Here is an 18,165-nt window from a genome sequence, read left to right on the forward strand (position 1 = left end):
ATGCTGGGTGCAATTTCCCGTCTGCCTGGCGTTTTTTCGCTACGAATTGCCGCTTGCTCTCCCGGGGCCGCCGTCGAAGCAAGTCATTCGGCCTGCGAGCGCAACGTTCTACATGTTTTGACGGGCTGATCATCGTCACAGGCTTGGCACAAATCGATGGGATGGATAGAGCGGCCGGGTTTGGAGACGTGGTACGTGGCGTGGGGTTCGGTTTTGCTCTATCGGCCCCGTGAAATCTGGACGCGACAGGGTGATGGCAAGGCAGGCCGGTTCTGAAAACGACGGATGTCGGAAGGACCGGAATTGCGGTTGCCGTTTACGGAAGCGAGTTGAGAAAGGCGAGTTCCTTGTTAATTGAAAAATTGCATTCGCGAGACGCAGTCATCGGGATACTTGGATTAGGCTACGTCGGGCAACCGCTTGCATTGCGCTACGCAGAACTCGGCTACAAGGTCATCGGTTTCGATATCGACAAGCGAAAGGTTGACGCGCTCAACGGCGGCCGGTCGATGATCGAGCATATCAACGACGCCGATGTCGCGAAGGCGATGGCGGCAGGCATGCGGTGTACGACCGACTTTTCGGAGGCGACGAATGCCGATGCCTTGATCCTGTGCGTTCCGACGCCCTTGAACAAATATCGCGAACCCGACCTCAGCTTCGTTGTTGCGACGACCGAGGCGATCGTCCCTTATCTCCGGGCGGGGCAGGTGGTTTCGCTGGAAAGTACGACCTATCCGGGAACGACGGACGAGGAAATGTTCCCGCGCATTTCATCGACGGGATTGGAAGTCGGCCGCGATATTTTCCTGGTCTATTCGCCGGAACGGGAAGACCCCGGCAACGAGCATTTCAACACCCATTCGATCCCCAAGGTCGTCGGCGGCCATACGCCGGCCTGCCTCGAGGCCGGTTTGGCACTGTACGGACAGATCATCGATAAAGTCGTCCCGGTCAGTTCGACGCGCGCGGCCGAGATGACCAAGATCCTGGAAAATGTCCATCGCGCGGTCAACATCGGCCTGGTCAATGAAATGAAGATTGTCGCCGATCGCATGGGAATCGACATCTTCGAGGTCATCGACGCGGCCGCGACCAAGCCGTTTGGCTTTACGCCCTATTATCCCGGACCGGGACTTGGCGGGCACTGTATCCCGATCGACCCCTTCTATCTGACATGGAAAGCGCGGGAATATGGACTCCACACGCGGTTCATCGAGCTGTCGGGGGAGATTAATCAGGGGATGCCGGCCTACGTGGTCGACAAGCTCAGCCGCGCGCTGAACGGTCAGCGAAAGGCCCTGAACGGCAGCCGCGTCCTTGTTCTGGGCATCGCCTATAAAAAGAATGTGGACGACATGCGCGAAAGCCCCGCCGTCCAGATCATGGAACTGATCCGCGATACGGGCGCCGACGTCTCCTATGCCGATCCGCATGTTCCGGTATTTCCCGAAATGCGCGAGCATAGCTTCGATCTGGAAAGCGTTGAATTGACCCCCGAAGCGATCGCGTCTTTCGATGCCGTGGTGGTCGCCACCGATCATGCAAAATTCGATTATGATCTGGTTTTGCGGAGCGCTCAATTGATTGTGGACAGCCGAGGCGTCTATCGCGGCGCACATGAAAATGTTATAAAGGCTTGATATAGTGAAAAAATTTACTCTCTTGGGTGCCGGCGGCTATATCGCACCGCGCCATATGAAGGCCATCAAGGACGTTGGCGGAGACCTGGTTGCCGCTATGGATCTGAACGATTCCGTCGGCATCCTCGACAGCCATTTTCCCGAAGCGCAGTTTTTCACGCAGTTCGAACAATTCGACGCCTTCGTCGATGCGGAGAAGCGCGCCGGACGGCCGATCGATTATGTCTCGATCGCCTCGCCAAACTTCCTTCACAACGCGCATATGCGCTTCGCGCTTCGCGCCGGGGCGGACGCGATTTGCGAGAAGCCGCTTGTACTCAACCCCGAGGATATCAGCGAACTGCAGTCGCTCGAACGCGATACGGGGCGAAAGATCAATACGATCCTGCAACTTCGCCTTCATCCGGCCATCATCGCATTGCGCGAACGCGTGGCGGCGATGCCTTTGGATCAGAAGGCTGATGTGGACCTTACCTATATCACGTCCCGCGGTAACTGGTATTTGAAGAGCTGGAAGGGAGCCGACAGCCAGTCGGGGGGGATCGCGACCAACATTGGCGTGCATTTCTTCGACATGCTGCATTTCGTCTATGGGGCGTTGCAGGAGAATATCGTCCACCTCAACACACCGCAAAAGGCAGCCGGCTATCTGGAATATGAGCGCGCGCGCGTGCGCTGGTTCCTGTCGGTCGACGTCAATGACGTTCCTGCCGCCGAGCGGGCCAAGGGCAAGCGCACCTTCCGCGCGGTGCTCGCGGACGGCGAGGAACTCGAGTTTTCCGACGGTTTCACCGACTTGCACACGCTCATTTATCAGGAAGTGCTTGCCGGCCGCGGTTTCGGGGTCGAGGAAAATCGTGTAGCGATTGAAACCGTCACGCATATTCGCAATGCTTCAGTATCGGCATCGGGGGAGAAACATCCCTTTATCCGTCCGTAGGGGGACTGCCCATGTTTACGGGTTCGACCAAGGCTCTGAGCGAATTTTCCAACCAGTTCGGGCTGAGCGTTCAACGTGACACCGATTTCGCATATGTCGGCAAAATTCCGACGCGGCTTGCCAAACGAATTGTGCCGTGCGGCAAGCCCGCCCATATCCATGCGGCGGCGGAGGAGGATGGCGTTTGCGCCATTATAACGACCGGCGAGCATGCGTCGCTTGTTCCTGACCGGTTGGGGCTGGCAATCGCCGACGACCCCGTCGCCTCGGCCATGCAGTTGCATGAGTTCATTGCCCGGATTCCGGATTTTCAATGGCAGAGCTTTGAAAGCCGGATTCATTCCAGCGCCACGATCTATCCCGGCGCCTATATTGCCGAGCGTGACGTCGAAATCGGTGAAGATGCCGTCATCTATCCGAACGCCGTCATCATGCCCAGGACGATCATTGGCGCCCGATCGACAATAGGCCCCGGCACCGTGGTCGGGACCGATGCCTTTGAAGTCAATCTTGCGACAAATCCTCTCTCCATTCTCGTCCAGGCGGGAGGCGTGCGAATTGGCGATGACGTGGACCTACAGGCAAAATGCACGATCATTCGCGCTACTTTTGGCGGCTTCACTGAAATCGGCGACGAAAGCAAATTCGACTGCCAGATCCACCTCGCGCACGATTGCGTGGTTGGACGGCGGGTCCGTATCGCAGCCTGCGCGGAAGTGTCGGGCAGGGTAGAGATCGAAGATGATTGTTTTATCGGTCCGAATGCTTCGATCAGCAATGGACTGACGCTCGGGGCGCGAACGCACATTACCATTGGCGCGGTCGTTGTTCGCGACACCGAGGCGGATAGCCGCATGACGGGCAATTTCGCCGTTGATCACCGAAAATGGATTTCTTTCATGCGGGGCTTCAAATGATTCCTTTCATCGACCTGAAGGCGCAGCAGGAGCGTCTTCGAGCCGACATCGACGCGGCAATTGCCAAGGTGCTCGCGCACGGGCGCTACATATTGGGTCCCGAAGTCGAGGAACTCGAGGAGCAACTCGCCACCTACACTGGTGCCACCCATTGCATATCGGTAGCCAATGGCACCGATGCGCTCCAAATTGCATTGATGGCGCTTGGCGTCGGACCGGGCGATGATGTCATCACGCCCGCGTTCAGCTATTTTGCGACGGCGGAAGTGGCGGCTTTGCTGGGCGCCAAACTGATTTACGTCGACATCGATCCGCTGACTTTCAACATGGACCCGGCACTGCTCGAAGCGGCGATCACGCCCGCGACGAAGGCGATCATCCCGGTGTCGCTCTATGGCCAGCCTGCCGATATGGATGCAATCAATGCCATCGCTGACCGGCATGGCATAACGGTGATCGAGGACGGCGCACAAAGCTTTGGGTCGACCTACCGCGGACGGAAATCGTGCAATTTGTCCACAATCGGCTGTACGAGTTTCTTCCCGTCCAAGCCCCTTGGTTGCTATGGTGACGGCGGCGCCATTTTTACGTCGGACGCGGAATTGGCCAAGATCCTTCGCCAGATCGCGCGTCACGGACAGGAAAAGCGATATCACCACGTCCGCATCGGGGTGAATTCGCGGCTCGACACGATCCAGGCCGCCATCCTGCTGCCCAAACTCGCTATTCTGGATGACGAATGCGAGGCGCGCCAGCGCGTGGCCGACACTTATGCAGCCGAATTGGCCGGAGCGAACGTACGTTCGCAGGCGATCGAGCCGGATTGCCGGAGCGCGTGGGCGCAATATACCATTAGCACGCCCGGCCGCGACCAGCTTCAGGACAAGCTGAATGCGGCGGAAATTCCGACGGCCATCCATTATCCGCTACCGCTGAATCGGCAACCGGCCGTCGCTCAGCCCTCTGCGCACCTTCCCAATGGCGATCGTGCGGCGCAAGAAGTCTTAAGTCTGCCCATGCATCCCTATCTGGAGGCATCCGATATCGCGCGGATAGCCGGAGTGATCAAAGATTTTTCATCATGAATTATCTTGCGATAACGCGCCCCATTTCTTCGTTGCGCCTGTTTTTCATATTTCTCATCGCGATTTTTGCCTGGTCGATTTTTTTTCCTGCTTTAAATTGGCCAGACGAAGTATATAAGATTTCTCAAGTCGGGATCGATAGCAATATATATCTTGAACTTATGTCAAGATTGTCAACGAATTATTGCATAGTAAACTATGTATATACTTCAGATGGCTCCTATCTTTCCAATCAGTTTTTCTTCAGGATGACGAGTGATGGCGGGTGTTATTATACTCTAAAATATATAAATGCCGGTTTTGTTGTAATTTTGGCGGCTATATGTTTATCTCTGCTTTGGAAAAAGCCGTATCTTAGAAATTTATTCGCACTATCTCTGATATGGCCGGCACAAATATTTTATACGACCGGGGTAAATCAGCAGGCTTTCTTTAGCATTGTCTCAATGTTTATCATTGTCTCTGTAATCGGGTCGTCGTTCATTATTCCATATGTTGCCCTGGCTGGGGTAATGATATTTGTCGACCGCTCGTTCGTCTCATTGTTCATATTCCTTGGCGCGCTGATCGCGATGCGGTGGAAGCCGAGGCTGGCCTTGCCCGTCTTCATTCTGGTGTCGATCGCCGCGCTGGTAGGTCGGCCTTATATCGAGGGGCTCGAAGTCCTGTTCGGTAGCGGCCAAACGGTAGGGGACATCAGCGGCAGTCTTGAGAACTATTATGATTCCCCCATACTTAGTTTAGGTCTGTTTCTTATTTCGTTCGTCTATCTTGGCGGGACCAATAGTATATTGGGAATCGGGATAGATTATATACTGGTTCTCGGTACGATATTGGTGAGAGCGTTTAAAAAGAGAAAAAATGCCGATATGATGGCATATTTCCTGTCTTTTATATTTACGTATTTCATCGTCATATTATTTGTTCCGACAATTCAAACTTTCAGATATTATGTTTTCATTGTCCCTCTTGTTCTTCACTTTCTTGTAGAAACCGAAGGTGATACAAAGAAATATGTCGCATATTGCGTGGCGATGAATGTTATTTATTTGATACAGGCAAGAATAATTTATGCATGACATTCCACGCGTGGCGGTGCTTTTGGCCAGTTACAATGGCGCCGGTTGGATTGGGGAACAGATTGCCTCGATTGTGGCGAGCCGGGGCGTTGCGACCCATATTTTCCTTTCGGATGATGGGTCCAACGATGGCACGGTCGCGATTGCCGAAAAGGCGGCGGGCGACCGGTTGACGCTGCTTCCCTTCAGTCCCTCCGGTTCGGCGGGATTGAATTTCTTTCGCTTGGTCAAAGAGGCGGAATGGGACGGGTTCGATTATGTTGCGCTGGCGGATCAGGATGACATCTGGGAGCCGGAAAAATTGGCGCGGGCGGTTGCTGCCATCGGGCAGCGAAACCTGTCGGCTTATTCGTCCGACATAACGGCCTTCTGGCCCGACGGACGGCGCCAGTATATCCGGAAGAGCCAGCCGCAGCAGCGCTGGGACCATCTGTTCGAAAGCGCCGGGCCTGGGAATACATTTGTTTTTCCAGTGCGGGAGGCCGCCTATTTGCGAGAAAAATTATCTTCGGCGGATCCCAGGAAACTCCGTATCGCGGATCGGCACGATTGGCTGTTCTACGCATATTTCCGCGAGGGCGGGAAGCGCTGGCTGATCGATGACGTGTCCGGGCTCGATTATCGGCAGCATGAAAGCAATGTCGTGGGCGCGGCAAAGGGCATTCGAGCCAGGCTGGCCCGCTTCAGCCTGGTGAACGACGGATGGTATCGTTCGCATATCCTGATGGTCGGTGATCTGACGGATGCCTCCAATCCCATCATCGATTATGTCCGGCGGCCCCGCCTGCGCCATTGGTGGAAGCTGCTCGTCAACGCGCGGTCGTTCCGGCGCGATTTCAAGGAATCCCTCGCAGTCATGGTCATTCTGGCGATGATGGCTTTGCCGGGGAAAAATGCATGATCCGCCTGTTGTATCTCACTTGGGGCGAGGTTCCGCGCATGTCGTCCGTATATGGCGGGCAGGTGGTCGATGTGGTTGCCGCGTTGCAACACCATCCTCGCGTCGAACATGCGGCGCTGGTGGCTGGATATCCGTTGATCCATTCGGGCATGGTGCGCGAAAAATGGCGTTATCGCCACCAGCTGGCCGCGATTCGCGCCCGGATCGGTGCCGAAAATTTCCGGACGCGCCGGATTCCGGTGCCGCCCGTGGGCGTCTATCCCAAGCCGCATGAACTGCCGCTGTTCTTTTTTGGACATCATGCCTTTCTGGCAGAGGAAATTCGCCGCCATCGCGCCAACGTCATTCAGTGCCGCTCCTATGTCGCGGCGCTCTTCGCGCTGCGGGTCCGGGAACATTATGGACTGGATATCAAAGTGGTGTTCGATGCCCGATCGTTGATGCCCGACGAGGCATGTATTTCCGGTCGCTGGTCCAGAGAGTCGGATGCCTACCGGTTCTGGAAGGAACAGGAAAAGCAGATATTGGCCACAGCGGATGTTTCCAACGCCGTGTCAAAGCCGATGCAGGATCATTATGACCGGCTGGGCGCGCGCAAAACGGCGCTGATCCATCTCAACGCCAAAGTCGATCATCTGAACGAGGCGCGCATCGCCGATGTGTCGCGTCTGGATGCCGGGGCGCCGCTTCTTGCCTATGCCGGATATCTTCACGAAGGAACCTGGCACGACCCGCGCAATTTATGGGCTGCGTTCGCCGGTTTCCGGCGGCACTGCCCGAACGCGCGCTTGCTGGTGATCACCAAATCGGCCCATGCCCAGCTGCGGGCCGGTCTGGCAGCCGAAGGCCTGGATGGCCTCGCGGATGCGATCAGCTTTACATCGGCGGAATCGCCGGCTGAAACGATCCAGCTATTGCAGAATGCCGATATATCGGTGCTCAGCTACCGCACGCCGGCAAATGAATTCGAACGCGAGCTGGCCGAGCCGGTTTTTGCTACGAAAACGGCCGAGTATCTTGCGGTAGGGCTGCCGTTGCTGGTCAACCATTTTTGCGGGGGCGCGCGCGATTATGCGATTTCCCGTGATGCCGGCGTCGCTTACGATCCGGCGACCGGCCCGACCGCCGACCAGGTTGCGACGTTGTTGCGGCAATCGCGAGAGCGGGTGCGTATTTCCCGGACAGCGCGGAGCGATTTTTCGGTTACCGACAATGCCGGCAGGCTCGTGTCGCTGTTTGAAAGTCTGCCGGATTCGGCGCCGGCGCGCCGGCTGGAAACATAGGAAGCGAAGAAGCCAATGCGGTTAGTCTATCGGATCGGGGTTGCGTTTCACCTTCTCAACCGGGTGATCGAAAAGCTTGTGGGCTATTATTGGGGCTGGTCGCTGAAAAGCTATATCCAGGCCAAAGCCGCAAGATGCGGATCGGTTTTCCTCGCAGGCTATGGACGCTTCGCTCATGTGGCGGAGCTTGAGATCGGTGACAATGTCCATATCAATGTCGGCGCCTATTGGGTGTGCGAGGGCGGCGTATCGATCGGCGATAACACGATCTTCGCCAAAAACGTGACCATCTACGCGCGCAATCACAACTATGGCGGTGACGAACTGCCCTTCGACCACACCAATCTATATCGCCCGGTCGCCATCGGGCGTAACGTGTGGGTTGGGGCGAATGTAACCATCCTGCCTGGCGCCCGCATCGGCGATGGTGCGATCATCGGGGCCGGTGCCGTGGTGGCAGGCGAGGTGCCGGATGGTGCCATTTTCGTTGCACAGAAAGCAGGTCAGATCGGTTCGCGCGATATGGAGCATTATCGCCGGCTCGATGAGGCGAAAGCCTATCATAATCCCATATATTTTGCCTGACGACGCGGTTGGTCCGGTTTGATGTCTAAGCTGCTGTCGCGCGTCTGGTCGAGATCGTCGTCGCTGGTTTTGGGGAGCCTTGCGCTGCAAGGCGCGAGCTTTCTGGCGCTTCTCATTCTGAAGCCGCGTCTGTCGGAGGTGAACTTCGCCTTTTTCATGACGCAGTTGTCCTGGGCATCGATCGTCGGATCGGTGGCAACATTCCGGCTCGAACTGCTGTTGTTTCAGGAACGGAATCGTGTCGACCGTGAATCGTTGATCTCGATTCTCGTCTTTGCGATTCTGATGCTCGGCCTTGTCGGGGCGGCGCTTTGGGCAATCTCCTGGCAAGCGGGTCCGGCGGTCATGATGTCGCCGATGGCAATCTTGCTGGCACTCGGCTTCGGATTGATCGAGGCACAGACTTTCCTCTGCGTACAGCTTGAGCGGTTGGGCGCGTTGCTGGTCACCCGCGCGGTTCAGGCGGCGGCACTCGTCGGAACGGCGCTCGTCGCCTGGAGCGATTTCGGCCACGATCATCTGTTCATTTTTTATGCGGCAGGCGTCTCGGTGCCCGTCCTCTTGTGGTGGTTTTACGCGATAGCGCGGACGGACGGGCGGCCCGGGATTCATTTCCCGACGCTATCGGTCTGGAAACGCAGCCTGTCGCTGACGCTGTCGACGTTGGTGAACAATATCTATGCCAACTTGGCCATATTGCTGGCCTCCGCGACGCAATCGCCCGGCTTCGTCGCTGATTTCGGCTTCGTCATGCGTCTGCTGACGGGGCCGATCACGCTGATCCGGCAGGCTTATGGCCATACTTATCTGGTCGATGCATTCCGGCTGGAACGCGACGATCCCAATCCGTCGAGAGCGTTATGGGCGCTGACCAAGAACGCGATCGGGCGGAGCGTGGCGACGTATATCGTCATCATGATTGTCGCGATTGCCGTATTGTTTTCGGCAAACAAGTTCTTGCAGATTTCGAACCCGCAGATGATCTTCCTGCTCGCCATCGTAACGATCGGGCAGGTCGGCGTGAATACCGTGGCGACGATCAGGACGCCGCTGCGAAAAGAAAAAGAGTTTCTGATCTATGATGTGCTGCGCGTCGGCGTCCTGGCGGGGGCCCTGACCTTCATCACCGCCCTGTCGTTTGACGTGGTGTTCAGCATTTTTTCGTCACTCCTATATGCGGGTTATCTTCTGTTTATATGGTGGCGGATTCGCGCCTTCTCCCGATCGGAGGGCGCTTCATCGTCATGATGGCCGATCCGTTTCCAATTCGGGTTGGTCTTGGCCGAACGATGCGCTATCGGGCGCGTCGATTGCGGACGTTTCGGCCTGCGCGTGGCACGAAACCGACATGATTGTCTCTCATGAGACGATTTGCCAGTTGCAGGCGCCGGATAGGGCTTTGATAACATGAATCATTCTTTCGGTCCGGTGCAACTCATCCGTCCGACGCGGCATGGCGATGCGCGCGGTTGGTTCACCGAAGTCTATTCGGAACCGGTATTTGCCGAGCGGGGAATCGATTGCCGGTTCGTGCAGGATAATCACTCCATGTCGGCGGCCCGTTTCACCTTGCGCGGCCTGCATTTCCAGACGCCGCCACGTGGGCAGGACAAGCTCGTGCGCTGTATCCGGGGCCGGATTTTCGATGTGGCGGTCGATTTGCGCAAGGATTCGCCGACATTCGGAAATTGGGTCGGAGCCGAACTGAGCGCGGAAAACGGCTTCCAGCTCTTTGTCCCGATCGGGTTCGGGCATGGATTTCTTACGCTCGAGGATGATTGTGAAGTCGTCTATAAATGCTCCGACACCTACGCGCCCAGCCACGATGGCGGCGTGTTGTGGAACGACCCGGCGATCGGGATCGACTGGCCGATGCCGGCCGGCACAATCCCGGAATTAAGCGCCAAAGACCAGCTTCACCCAAGCCTCGCGGAATTCGACAGTCCCTTCGCCTATAACGGCGAACCTTTGGCGCCCCTCATCTGAAGGATAGCATATGCGCATCTTGGTAACCGGTGGTGCCGGCTTCATCGGCTCGGCCATGATCCGTCATCTTATCGATCATAGCGATCATGAGGTTCTGAACTACGACAAGCTGACCTATGCGGGGACATTGTCTACGGTGGAACGTGTCGCGTCGAGCAATCGTTACCGTTTCGTACAGGGTGATATTTGCGATGCTGCCGCCGTGCGCGACGCGATGCTGGAATTCCGTCCTGAAATTGTGACGCATCTGGCTGCCGAAAGCCATGTTGACCGCTCGATCGACGGGCCGGGCGCCTTCATTCAAACCAATCTGGTGGGCACCTACACGATGCTGGCGGAGGCCAGGGACTATTGGCAAGGTCTGACCGGCGCCGCAAAGGACGCGTTCCGGTTCCATCATATTTCGACGGACGAAGTCTATGGCTCGCTGGGTGAAAACGGCCTCTTTACCGAAGAGACGCCCTATGACCCGCGTTCCCCCTATTCCGCGTCGAAAGCGGGGTCGGACCATCTGGTCAATGCCTGGGGACATACCTTCGGCTTGCCGGTGTTGATCACCAATTGTTCGAACAATTACGGCCCCTATCATTTCCCCGAGAAGCTGATCCCGCTGATGATCGCCAAGGCGCTCGCGGGCGCCCCGCTGCCGGTGTACGGAAAGGGGGACCAGGTTCGCGACTGGTTGTTCGTCGAGGACCATGTTCGCGCCCTGCAGACGGTTTTTGAAACCGGTAAGCCCGGCCGATCCTATAATATCGGCGGAAACAACGAAAAGCAGAATATCGAGGTCGTGGGCATCGTTTGCGCCATTCTCGATGAGTTGCGACCGCGGGCCGACGGCGTCGGCTATGCGGAGCAAATCGCTTATGTCGCCGACCGGCCGGGTCATGACAAGCGCTATGCAATTGACGCCAGCCGCATCCGCGATGAACTTGGCTGGACGCCGGCCGAAACCTTCGAAACCGGAATTCGCAAGACGATCGAGTGGTATCTGGCCAATGAGGACTGGTGGCGTCCCATCGTGGAAAAAAGCCAAGCTGCCGACCGCCGGGGACTGGCGGCCTGATCATGGCGGATCGTCGAGCCATTTTGGTTGCCGGCGCTGACGGGCAGGTCGGCACCGAGTTGCAGCGCTGCCCCTGGCCATCGGATTGGGAGGTCGTTGCCGTCGGGCGCCATGCACTCGATCTGGGCAATCCGGAGGCAATCGCCGCGATGCTCGCTTCGCGCAAATGGGCGGCCGTGATCAATGCCGCCGCCTATACGGCGGTCGATAAAGCGGAGCATGATGTGGTTTCGGCATGGGCGATCAACGCCTTGGCGCCGGCCGCCTTCGCCTCTGGATGTGCGGATGCGGATATTCCGCTGGTCCATATATCCACCGACTATGTATTTCCGGGCGACAAGCAGGGCGCCTGGGTCGTGGACGATCCTGTCGCCCCGCTCAACGTTTATGGCGCTTCGAAACTTGGCGGCGAGCTTGCGGTCCGGACGGCCGGTGGCCGCCATGCGATCGTGCGAACATCGTGGGTGGTGAGCGCCCACGGCCAGAATTTCGTCAAGACGATGTTACGCCTTGCGGGGGACCGCGATCATATTCGTGTCGTCGGCGACCAGTGGGGCAGCCCGACCGGTGCGGCCGATCTGGCCGAGGCGCTCATGAAGATTGCCATTCGTCTTGCGAACGATGCCCAGGCGCCGTCTGGAACCTTTCATTTCAGCAACGGCGGCGAGACATGCTGGGCCGAATTCGCGAGCGAAATTTTCCGTCAGTCGGCAATGCGGGGGGGTGTGCGAGCCGACGTCGAGGCCATCGCCACCAGCGAATATCCGACCCCCGCGCGGCGCCCGGCCCGTTCGTCGCTGGACACAAGCGCGATTAAGCTCGCTTATGGAATTCAGCCACGACCATGGCCGGAAGCATTGGGCGGCATTCTTGATGAACTGATTGGAGCTTCCAAGTGAAGGGTATTATTTTGGCCGGCGGGTCCGGTACGCGTCTGTATCCCGCCACCCTGGCCGTCAACAAGCAGTTGCTGCCGGTCTATGACAAGCCGATGGTCTATTATCCGCTCTCGGTTCTGATGCTGGCCGGCATCCGCGATATTCTGATCATCTCTTCGCCCGAATATCTCGGCAATTATCAGCGGTTGTTCGGGGACGGCGCATCCATCGGATTATCGATTCAGTATGTCGAGCAGCCGCGGCCCGAGGGGCTGGCGCAGGCCTTCATCCTCGGCGCCGATTTTATCGGCGAGGACGAGGTCGCGCTGGTGCTTGGCGACAATATTTTCTTCGGCGCCAATCTCTCCGACCTGCTTGCCAATGCCGCCGCGCGCAAAAAGGGCGCCACGGTGTTCAGTTATCGCGTCGAAGATCCGGAGCGCTACGGCGTCGTCGAACTGGATAAGGATGGCCGGGCCATATCTATCGAAGAAAAACCGGCGCAACCGAAAAGCAATTGCGCCGTCACCGGCTTATATTTCTATGACAACCGCGTTGTCGATTTTGCGGCGAATTTGGCCCCGTCTCCCCGCGGAGAGCTGGAAATTACCGACCTGAACCGCCTGTATATGGAGGCGGGAGAATTGTTCGTCGAGCAAATGGGGCGGGGATATGCCTGGCTGGACACCGGAACGCACGACAGCCTGCTCGAAGCATCGGAATTCGTGCGCACCCTTCAGCATCGTCAAGGTATTCAGATCGCGTGCCTTGAGGAAATTGCCTACCAGATGGGTTTCATTACGGCTGATCAAGCGCGGGCGCTGGGAGAAAAATTCAAGAACACCGCTTACGGCCGGGCCATTTTGCAGGCGGTAAATCTTTCGGAAAATTGAGAGAAATCAGGCGCTGCGCAATCTGGGTTGCCCTTGTGATCAGTGCCGGTGCCGATGGAGCGAAACAATGCTAGCGAGACGACAGTGACTCCTGGTCAGGCGCAACTCGTGGAAGAAGTCCTTGCCCGTTTCGGGAAGGCTGCGGCCATCGTGGATCCCGATATGATCGCCCCGTGGATCCGCGACTGGCGTGGACGCTATTGGGGAGCGGCTCCGGCTATTCTGGCGCCGGAAAACACGGCGGAAGTCGAAGCGATTGTCATCCGTGCCGGCGAACTCGGTGTCCCATTGGTTCCGCAGGGCGGCAACACATCCATGGTTGGCGGTGCGACACCGCCCGCCGACGGAAGCGCGTTGATATTGTCGCTGCGCCGCATGAAACGGATCCGCGAACTTTCGCTGGAAGACAATAAGGTCGTCGCGGAAGCCGGCGTAATTCTCGATGATCTGCACGCGGCAGCGGATGCGGCGGGACGCCGCTTTCCGCTCTCGCTCGGTGCGCGCGGCAGCGCGACCGTCGGCGGGCTGGTTTCGACAAATGCCGGCGGAACGCAGGTCCTGCGGTTCGGAACGATGCGCCGCCTGGTGGCCGGCATCGAAGCGGTGCTGCCCAACGGGCAGGTTTACCACGGCCTGTCTGCACTGAAAAAAGACAATCGCGGTTATGATTTCAATCAATTGCTGATCGGGGGAGAGGGCACGCTAGGCGTCGTTACCGCCGCGACGCTCGAACTGGTACCCGCGGTTACCGATCGCTGCGTGGCCTGGGTCGGGATGTCGAGCCCCGAGGAAGCGTTGCGCCTTCTTCGCGTGTTCGAAGCCGAAACAACGCAGGTCGAAAGCTTCGAGATCGTCCCGGAGGATAGCCTCAGCCTGGTCTTGAAACATATTCCCGGCACCAGAAATCCTTTGTCGCGCCTTCACCCGTGGAATGTTCTGATCGAAGCCTGCGCTACCAGTCCGATCGCAGAATCTCCCCGGACCGTGATGGAACGCGTGCTCGCCGCCGGCTTCGACGATGGATTATTCGATGACGCGGCCATTGCGACGAGCGAAGCACAGGCGAACGATTTCTGGCGCATTCGGGAATCCTTGTCGGAGGCCGAGAAAGCGCGAGGCCCCGCAACCCAGCACGATATTTCCGTTGCGATCAATTTGATGCCGAAATTCATGGTCGAAGCCGCGGCGGAACTGGCGGCCCGCTTTCCGGGAACGGAAGCGTCGGCGTTCGGGCATCTGGGAGACGGTAACGTTCATTTCCACGTTCGCGCGCCGGTCGGCGCCGATCCTGCGAAATGGTATGCCGAACAAGCCCCGCTGGTTACCGCATATGTTCATGATCTTGTCGTCGCCAGTGGCGGTTCGATTTCGGCCGAGCACGGCATCGGACAAATGAAACGCGAGGAACTGGAACGCCTCGGTCCGCCAGCGCGCCTTTCCATGTTATCCGCAATCAAGCGTGCGATGGATCCCGCCCAATTATTCAATCCTGGAAAACTCGTGCCGGATTGGACGTATAATGATCAGGCCAATAGCTAAGCCTTGAGGGTGAGTGCGGAGCCGACCCGGGCTTCTGGCTTAAGACGAGGCTACGCACGCCGGGATGCCAGCGGCAGGCTCTAAGCGGGCGTCGTGACGACCCGATCCCCGCTTCCGCGCCCCAGGCCAGTCTGGATGATGATCCGAAGGTTCAGGGCGAGCGATTGCAGCTTCATATAGGTATAATCGCTCACGGCCAATTCCTGTGGGCGGCTCATGTCGATTTCGCGGATTTGCGCATAGCCGGTAATGCCTGGTTTCAGGGAAAAGACTCCGACCGCTTCGCGTGCGTCGATCAACTCACGCTGGGAAAACAGGCAGGGGCGTGGCCCGACAAGCGTCATTTCGCCGCGCAGCAGGTTGATCGCTTGCGGCAGTTCGTCGAGCTTGGTCGCGCGGAGAAATTTGCCGATCTTGGTCACCGCGCTGACGCCCACTTCGTGCGTCCCGACATTGGCGGTATCGCGCTTCATGGTACGAAATTTATAGAGGGTGAAGGCCGCTTGTGCCTTGCCGATCCGCGACTGCTTGAAGATAGCCGGGCCAGGACTATCTGCCCGGATTGCTACCCAGAGGATGGCGAGCAACGGCATCAGCACCAACAGGATGCCGACCGCGACCGCTATGTCGAGCATGCGCGTGACCGTGCGATAGATGCGCGAGCGCAAAAGATCGTCGGTGAGAATTCCCGGCACCGGCAGCATGTTCGCGGCGCCGGCTGCATAATCGGCGAGGCTTGGCACGGACGTGGTCGGTTTCAGGGCCTTGAATAGGGCGAATGCCATCGCGCCGATCGCGCCCGTGCCATTCAGGAAACCCAGCTTTTCGCCATAATATCCCTTGCTATGCAAATGGCCGATATGGACCTGGTCAAGCCTGTCTCCGACAAATTCGGCGATCCGCCGTTGAGCCACGGCCTCACTCACCGCCTGCGGCGAATTATCATCATCATCGAGTGATCGGATCGATGCGATGTTGATGAACCGGCGTCCGTTCATGCGATTAAATTGTTCGCCAATCCACGCCGCGAAATCGTCCGGCGAGCGGGCCTGGTCATCGTGACCCGCGGCGAGATGGATCAGTGTATCGCAGTCGATTTCGTCGGCAAGAGCTTCATAATCCGCGATAGCGACGCTGGTCACGCCTTCATAAAGCGTGCGCAGCGAGTCTGGATTGGGATCCACGGCAAGTATCCGGCCGCCTCGCCGGGCAAGGGCCGGTACGAGATGGCGACCGACATCGCCCGACGCGCCCGTCACAATGAAATCGTAGCGATTGGATGTCTCGATGGTCATGGGAGCTTTCAGGCAGAACGTCGGGCCGACAGGTCAGGTCGCGGGCGGAAAATCATCGCGTAGCGATGTTGTCAACGTTTTCCGGTGTGCGCCCTTCGTTAGCGCTTGTTCGCCGCGAGGCGTTCGACCCATCCGGCATCGGGCGCGAACTCGGGTACGAGGCCACTGATCGTCTGCACCGCTTCGACGCTGTCGCCGCTCACGCGGATCGTCGTGTCGAGCGATTGCAACTCGCGCTCAAGGTCTTCCCATGGCCACAAGCCTTCGCGGGCGCGCATGATGCGGGGGTGGTTTGTTTTCTCGGGATTGTCGCCGATCAGCAATTCTTCGTAAAGCTTCTCGCCGGGGCGTAGTCCGGTCTCGACGATCTGAATATCACCATCGGGATTTTCCGCGGAGCGCACGCTGAGGCCGGAGAGGTGAATCATGCTGGTCGCCAGATCGAAGATACGCACCGGCTGCCCCATATCGAGCACGAACACTTCGCCGCCCTTGGCCATCGCGCTCGCCTGGATGACCAGTTGCGCCGCTTCGGGAATGGTCATGAAATAGCGGGTGATGTCACGATGGGTGAGGGTGACGGGCCCGCCCGCCGCAATCTGTGCCTTGAAGCGCGGCACGACCGATCCGCTCGATCCCAGCACATTGCCGAAACGCACCATGCTGAAAACCGTCTTCACCTCGGGCCGCTCGGCGCGCGCCTGCAGGATCAGCTCGCACACGCGTTTCGATGCCCCCATGATATTGGTCGGCCGCACCGCCTTGTCGGTGCTGATCAGGATGAAATTGGCGACGCCCACCGCTTCAGCCGCGGCGACGCTGTGCAGTGTCCCCATAATGTTGTTGCGCAGTCCCGAGATCGGGTTCGCTTCCACCAACGGGACATGTTTGTATGCGGCGGCGTGAAAGACGGTTTCGGGGCGATGATAGCTGTAGATGCGGTTCATCGACGAGCGTTCGGACGCGCTGGCAAGCTCCAGCACCAGCGGCACGTCGATGCGCAATTCACGCATCAATTCGATCAACTCCTGCTCGATGGCATAGAGCGCATATTCGGACTGCTCCAGCAGCACGAGGCGGGCAGGGCGGCACCGCACGATCTGGCGGCACAGTTCGCTGCCGATCGAGCCGCCGGCGCCCGATACGAGGACGATCTTTCCGGCGGTCGTGCGGCTCATCAGCAGCTGGTTGGCCGCCACGGTTTCGCGTCCGAGGAGCTCTTCGATCTGGATTTCGCGCAGATCGTTGACCGTCACGGATCCCTCGATGATGCCGGTCAGGTTCGGTAGCGACCGGACATAGACTTCTTCGCCTTGCAGCGTCTCGATGATCTCGCGGCGCCGCGCGCGCGATGCGCTGGGAATGGCGAGCAGCACTTCGTCGATCTCGGTTCCTTCGAGCAGGGTCTGCAGGCGGTTGGCACCGAAGACCGGAACGCCGTCGAGGCGTTGGCCGTCGAGGCGCAGATCATCGTCGATGAAACCGACGAGATGAACCTGCGATTCATGCCGAAGGGACAGGGCGAGCTGCTGGCCCGCGCGGCCGGCGCCGTAAACGACGACGCGGCGCGCATTGACCGACACCACCTTGAAAAGGTCGAGCAGGACGAAACGTATCGCGATACGGCTTGCCCCGAGCAGCAGGAGAAAGATGATCGGATGCAGGATGCTCAGCGTCCGGGGAACATCGGGCAGGCGGAATATGAAGCAGACGACGAACAGGGGCAATGACAGCAGCGCGCAGGCGATGGCCAGATCGCCGATCGTGCGCGCGCCGGAAAAGCGGATCAGCGAACGGTAGACACCCGTTTTCCATGCGATCGGATACCAGACCAGCAACGCCACGGCCGCGAAGGACAGGATCGGCGGCGAAGCAAGTTCCCATACGCCGAGCCGCAGTGAAAAGGCGATCCACACCGCCACGACGCACAGAAATCCGTCGATCGCGACGGCCGCTATCTGACGCTGGACACGCGACCGGTCGACCACGAATGCCAGTATTTTCGCGCGCAGGTCGCGCCACCGATCATCAGTTCGAATCATTCTATCGCCAACCGCTTTCTATGGCCCCCGCCA

The 18,165-nt window shown here is 58.3% G+C and carries 16 protein-coding genes; 14 read left to right on the forward strand and 2 right to left on the reverse strand.

All coding sequences use genetic code 11. The annotated features are described in order from the left end of the window. Window positions 1-329: 329 nt before the first annotated feature. From FHR22_RS05300 to FHR22_RS05365, 14 genes are all read left to right on the forward strand, one after another. On the forward strand, window positions 330-1,643 hold the full coding sequence (locus FHR22_RS05300) for a nucleotide sugar dehydrogenase (RefSeq protein WP_166939668.1): 1,314 nt from the start codon (window positions 330-332) through the stop codon (window positions 1,641-1,643). Between the two features lie 4 nt (window positions 1,644-1,647). Then, the gene (locus FHR22_RS05305) at window positions 1,648-2,583 is read left to right on the forward strand and encodes a Gfo/Idh/MocA family oxidoreductase (protein ID WP_166939669.1); all 936 of its coding nucleotides are present in this window, start codon (window positions 1,648-1,650) and stop codon (window positions 2,581-2,583) included. A gap of 11 nt (window positions 2,584-2,594) precedes the next feature. Continuing rightward, window positions 2,595-3,500, forward strand: a complete 906-nt coding sequence (locus FHR22_RS05310) for a UDP-3-O-(3-hydroxymyristoyl)glucosamine N-acyltransferase (RefSeq protein ID WP_166939670.1) — start codon at window positions 2,595-2,597, stop codon at window positions 3,498-3,500. After that, the gene (locus tag FHR22_RS05315; RefSeq protein WP_279588395.1) at window positions 3,470-4,585 is read left to right on the forward strand and encodes a DegT/DnrJ/EryC1/StrS family aminotransferase; all 1,116 of its coding nucleotides are present in this window, start codon (window positions 3,470-3,472) and stop codon (window positions 4,583-4,585) included. The genes FHR22_RS05310 and FHR22_RS05315 overlap by 31 nt, the downstream gene beginning before the upstream one ends. Beyond that, window positions 4,582-5,664, forward strand: coding sequence for a hypothetical protein (locus tag FHR22_RS05320; protein ID WP_166939671.1), 1,083 nt, complete (start codon window positions 4,582-4,584; stop codon window positions 5,662-5,664). Before FHR22_RS05315 ends, FHR22_RS05320 begins: the two co-directional genes overlap by 4 nt. Beyond that, on the forward strand, window positions 5,657-6,565 hold the full coding sequence (locus FHR22_RS05325) for a glycosyltransferase (RefSeq protein ID WP_166939672.1): 909 nt from the start codon (window positions 5,657-5,659) through the stop codon (window positions 6,563-6,565). Before FHR22_RS05320 ends, FHR22_RS05325 begins: the two co-directional genes overlap by 8 nt. Next, window positions 6,460-7,848, forward strand: coding sequence for a glycosyltransferase (locus FHR22_RS05330; protein WP_208417491.1), 1,389 nt, complete (start codon window positions 6,460-6,462; stop codon window positions 7,846-7,848). Before FHR22_RS05325 ends, FHR22_RS05330 begins: the two co-directional genes overlap by 106 nt. A 15-nt stretch (window positions 7,849-7,863) precedes the next feature. Further along, on the forward strand, window positions 7,864-8,433 hold the full coding sequence (locus FHR22_RS22515; protein WP_208417492.1) for an acyltransferase: 570 nt from the start codon (window positions 7,864-7,866) through the stop codon (window positions 8,431-8,433). Window positions 8,434-8,454: 21 nt separating this feature from the next. Next, window positions 8,455-9,681: a hypothetical protein gene (locus FHR22_RS05340; RefSeq protein ID WP_208417493.1), complete on the forward strand. Its 1,227-nt coding sequence runs from the start codon at window positions 8,455-8,457 to the stop codon at window positions 9,679-9,681. A 159-nt stretch (window positions 9,682-9,840) separates the two neighbouring features. Further along, complete coding sequence (rfbC, locus tag FHR22_RS05345) at window positions 9,841-10,419, forward strand: dTDP-4-dehydrorhamnose 3,5-epimerase (RefSeq protein ID WP_166939675.1); 579 nt, start codon at window positions 9,841-9,843, stop codon at window positions 10,417-10,419. Between the two features lie 10 nt (window positions 10,420-10,429). Beyond that, window positions 10,430-11,485 (forward strand): dTDP-glucose 4,6-dehydratase, encoded by a 1,056-nt coding sequence (rfbB, locus tag FHR22_RS05350; RefSeq protein ID WP_166939676.1) that lies wholly within the window; start codon window positions 10,430-10,432, stop codon window positions 11,483-11,485. Continuing rightward, on the forward strand, window positions 11,428-12,384 hold the full coding sequence (rfbD, locus tag FHR22_RS05355) for a dTDP-4-dehydrorhamnose reductase (protein ID WP_341786556.1): 957 nt from the start codon (window positions 11,428-11,430) through the stop codon (window positions 12,382-12,384). Before rfbB ends, rfbD begins: the two co-directional genes overlap by 58 nt. Then, window positions 12,381-13,256 carry a glucose-1-phosphate thymidylyltransferase RfbA gene (gene rfbA, locus FHR22_RS05360; RefSeq protein WP_166939677.1) on the forward strand — a complete coding sequence of 292 codons (876 nt, stop codon included), beginning with the start codon at window positions 12,381-12,383 and terminating at the stop codon, window positions 13,254-13,256. Before rfbD ends, rfbA begins: the two co-directional genes overlap by 4 nt. A gap of 54 nt (window positions 13,257-13,310) precedes the next feature. Beyond that, window positions 13,311-14,795: an FAD-binding oxidoreductase gene (locus tag FHR22_RS05365; protein ID WP_166939689.1), complete on the forward strand. Its 1,485-nt coding sequence runs from the start codon at window positions 13,311-13,313 to the stop codon at window positions 14,793-14,795. 80 nt (window positions 14,796-14,875) lie between these two features. Here FHR22_RS05365 and FHR22_RS05370 read toward each other — a convergent pair whose 3' ends face one another. Continuing rightward, window positions 14,876-16,090: a sugar transferase gene (locus FHR22_RS05370; protein WP_166939692.1), complete on the reverse strand. Its 1,215-nt coding sequence runs from the start codon at window positions 16,088-16,090 to the stop codon at window positions 14,876-14,878. A gap of 98 nt (window positions 16,091-16,188) precedes the next feature. Next, window positions 16,189-18,132, reverse strand: coding sequence for a polysaccharide biosynthesis protein (locus tag FHR22_RS05375; RefSeq protein WP_166939694.1), 1,944 nt, complete (start codon window positions 18,130-18,132; stop codon window positions 16,189-16,191). Window positions 18,133-18,165: the final 33 nt, after the last annotated feature.

It is taken from the genome of Sphingopyxis panaciterrae, assembly GCF_011762125.1.
GTDB classification, from domain to species: domain Bacteria; phylum Pseudomonadota; class Alphaproteobacteria; order Sphingomonadales; family Sphingomonadaceae; genus Sphingopyxis; species Sphingopyxis panaciterrae.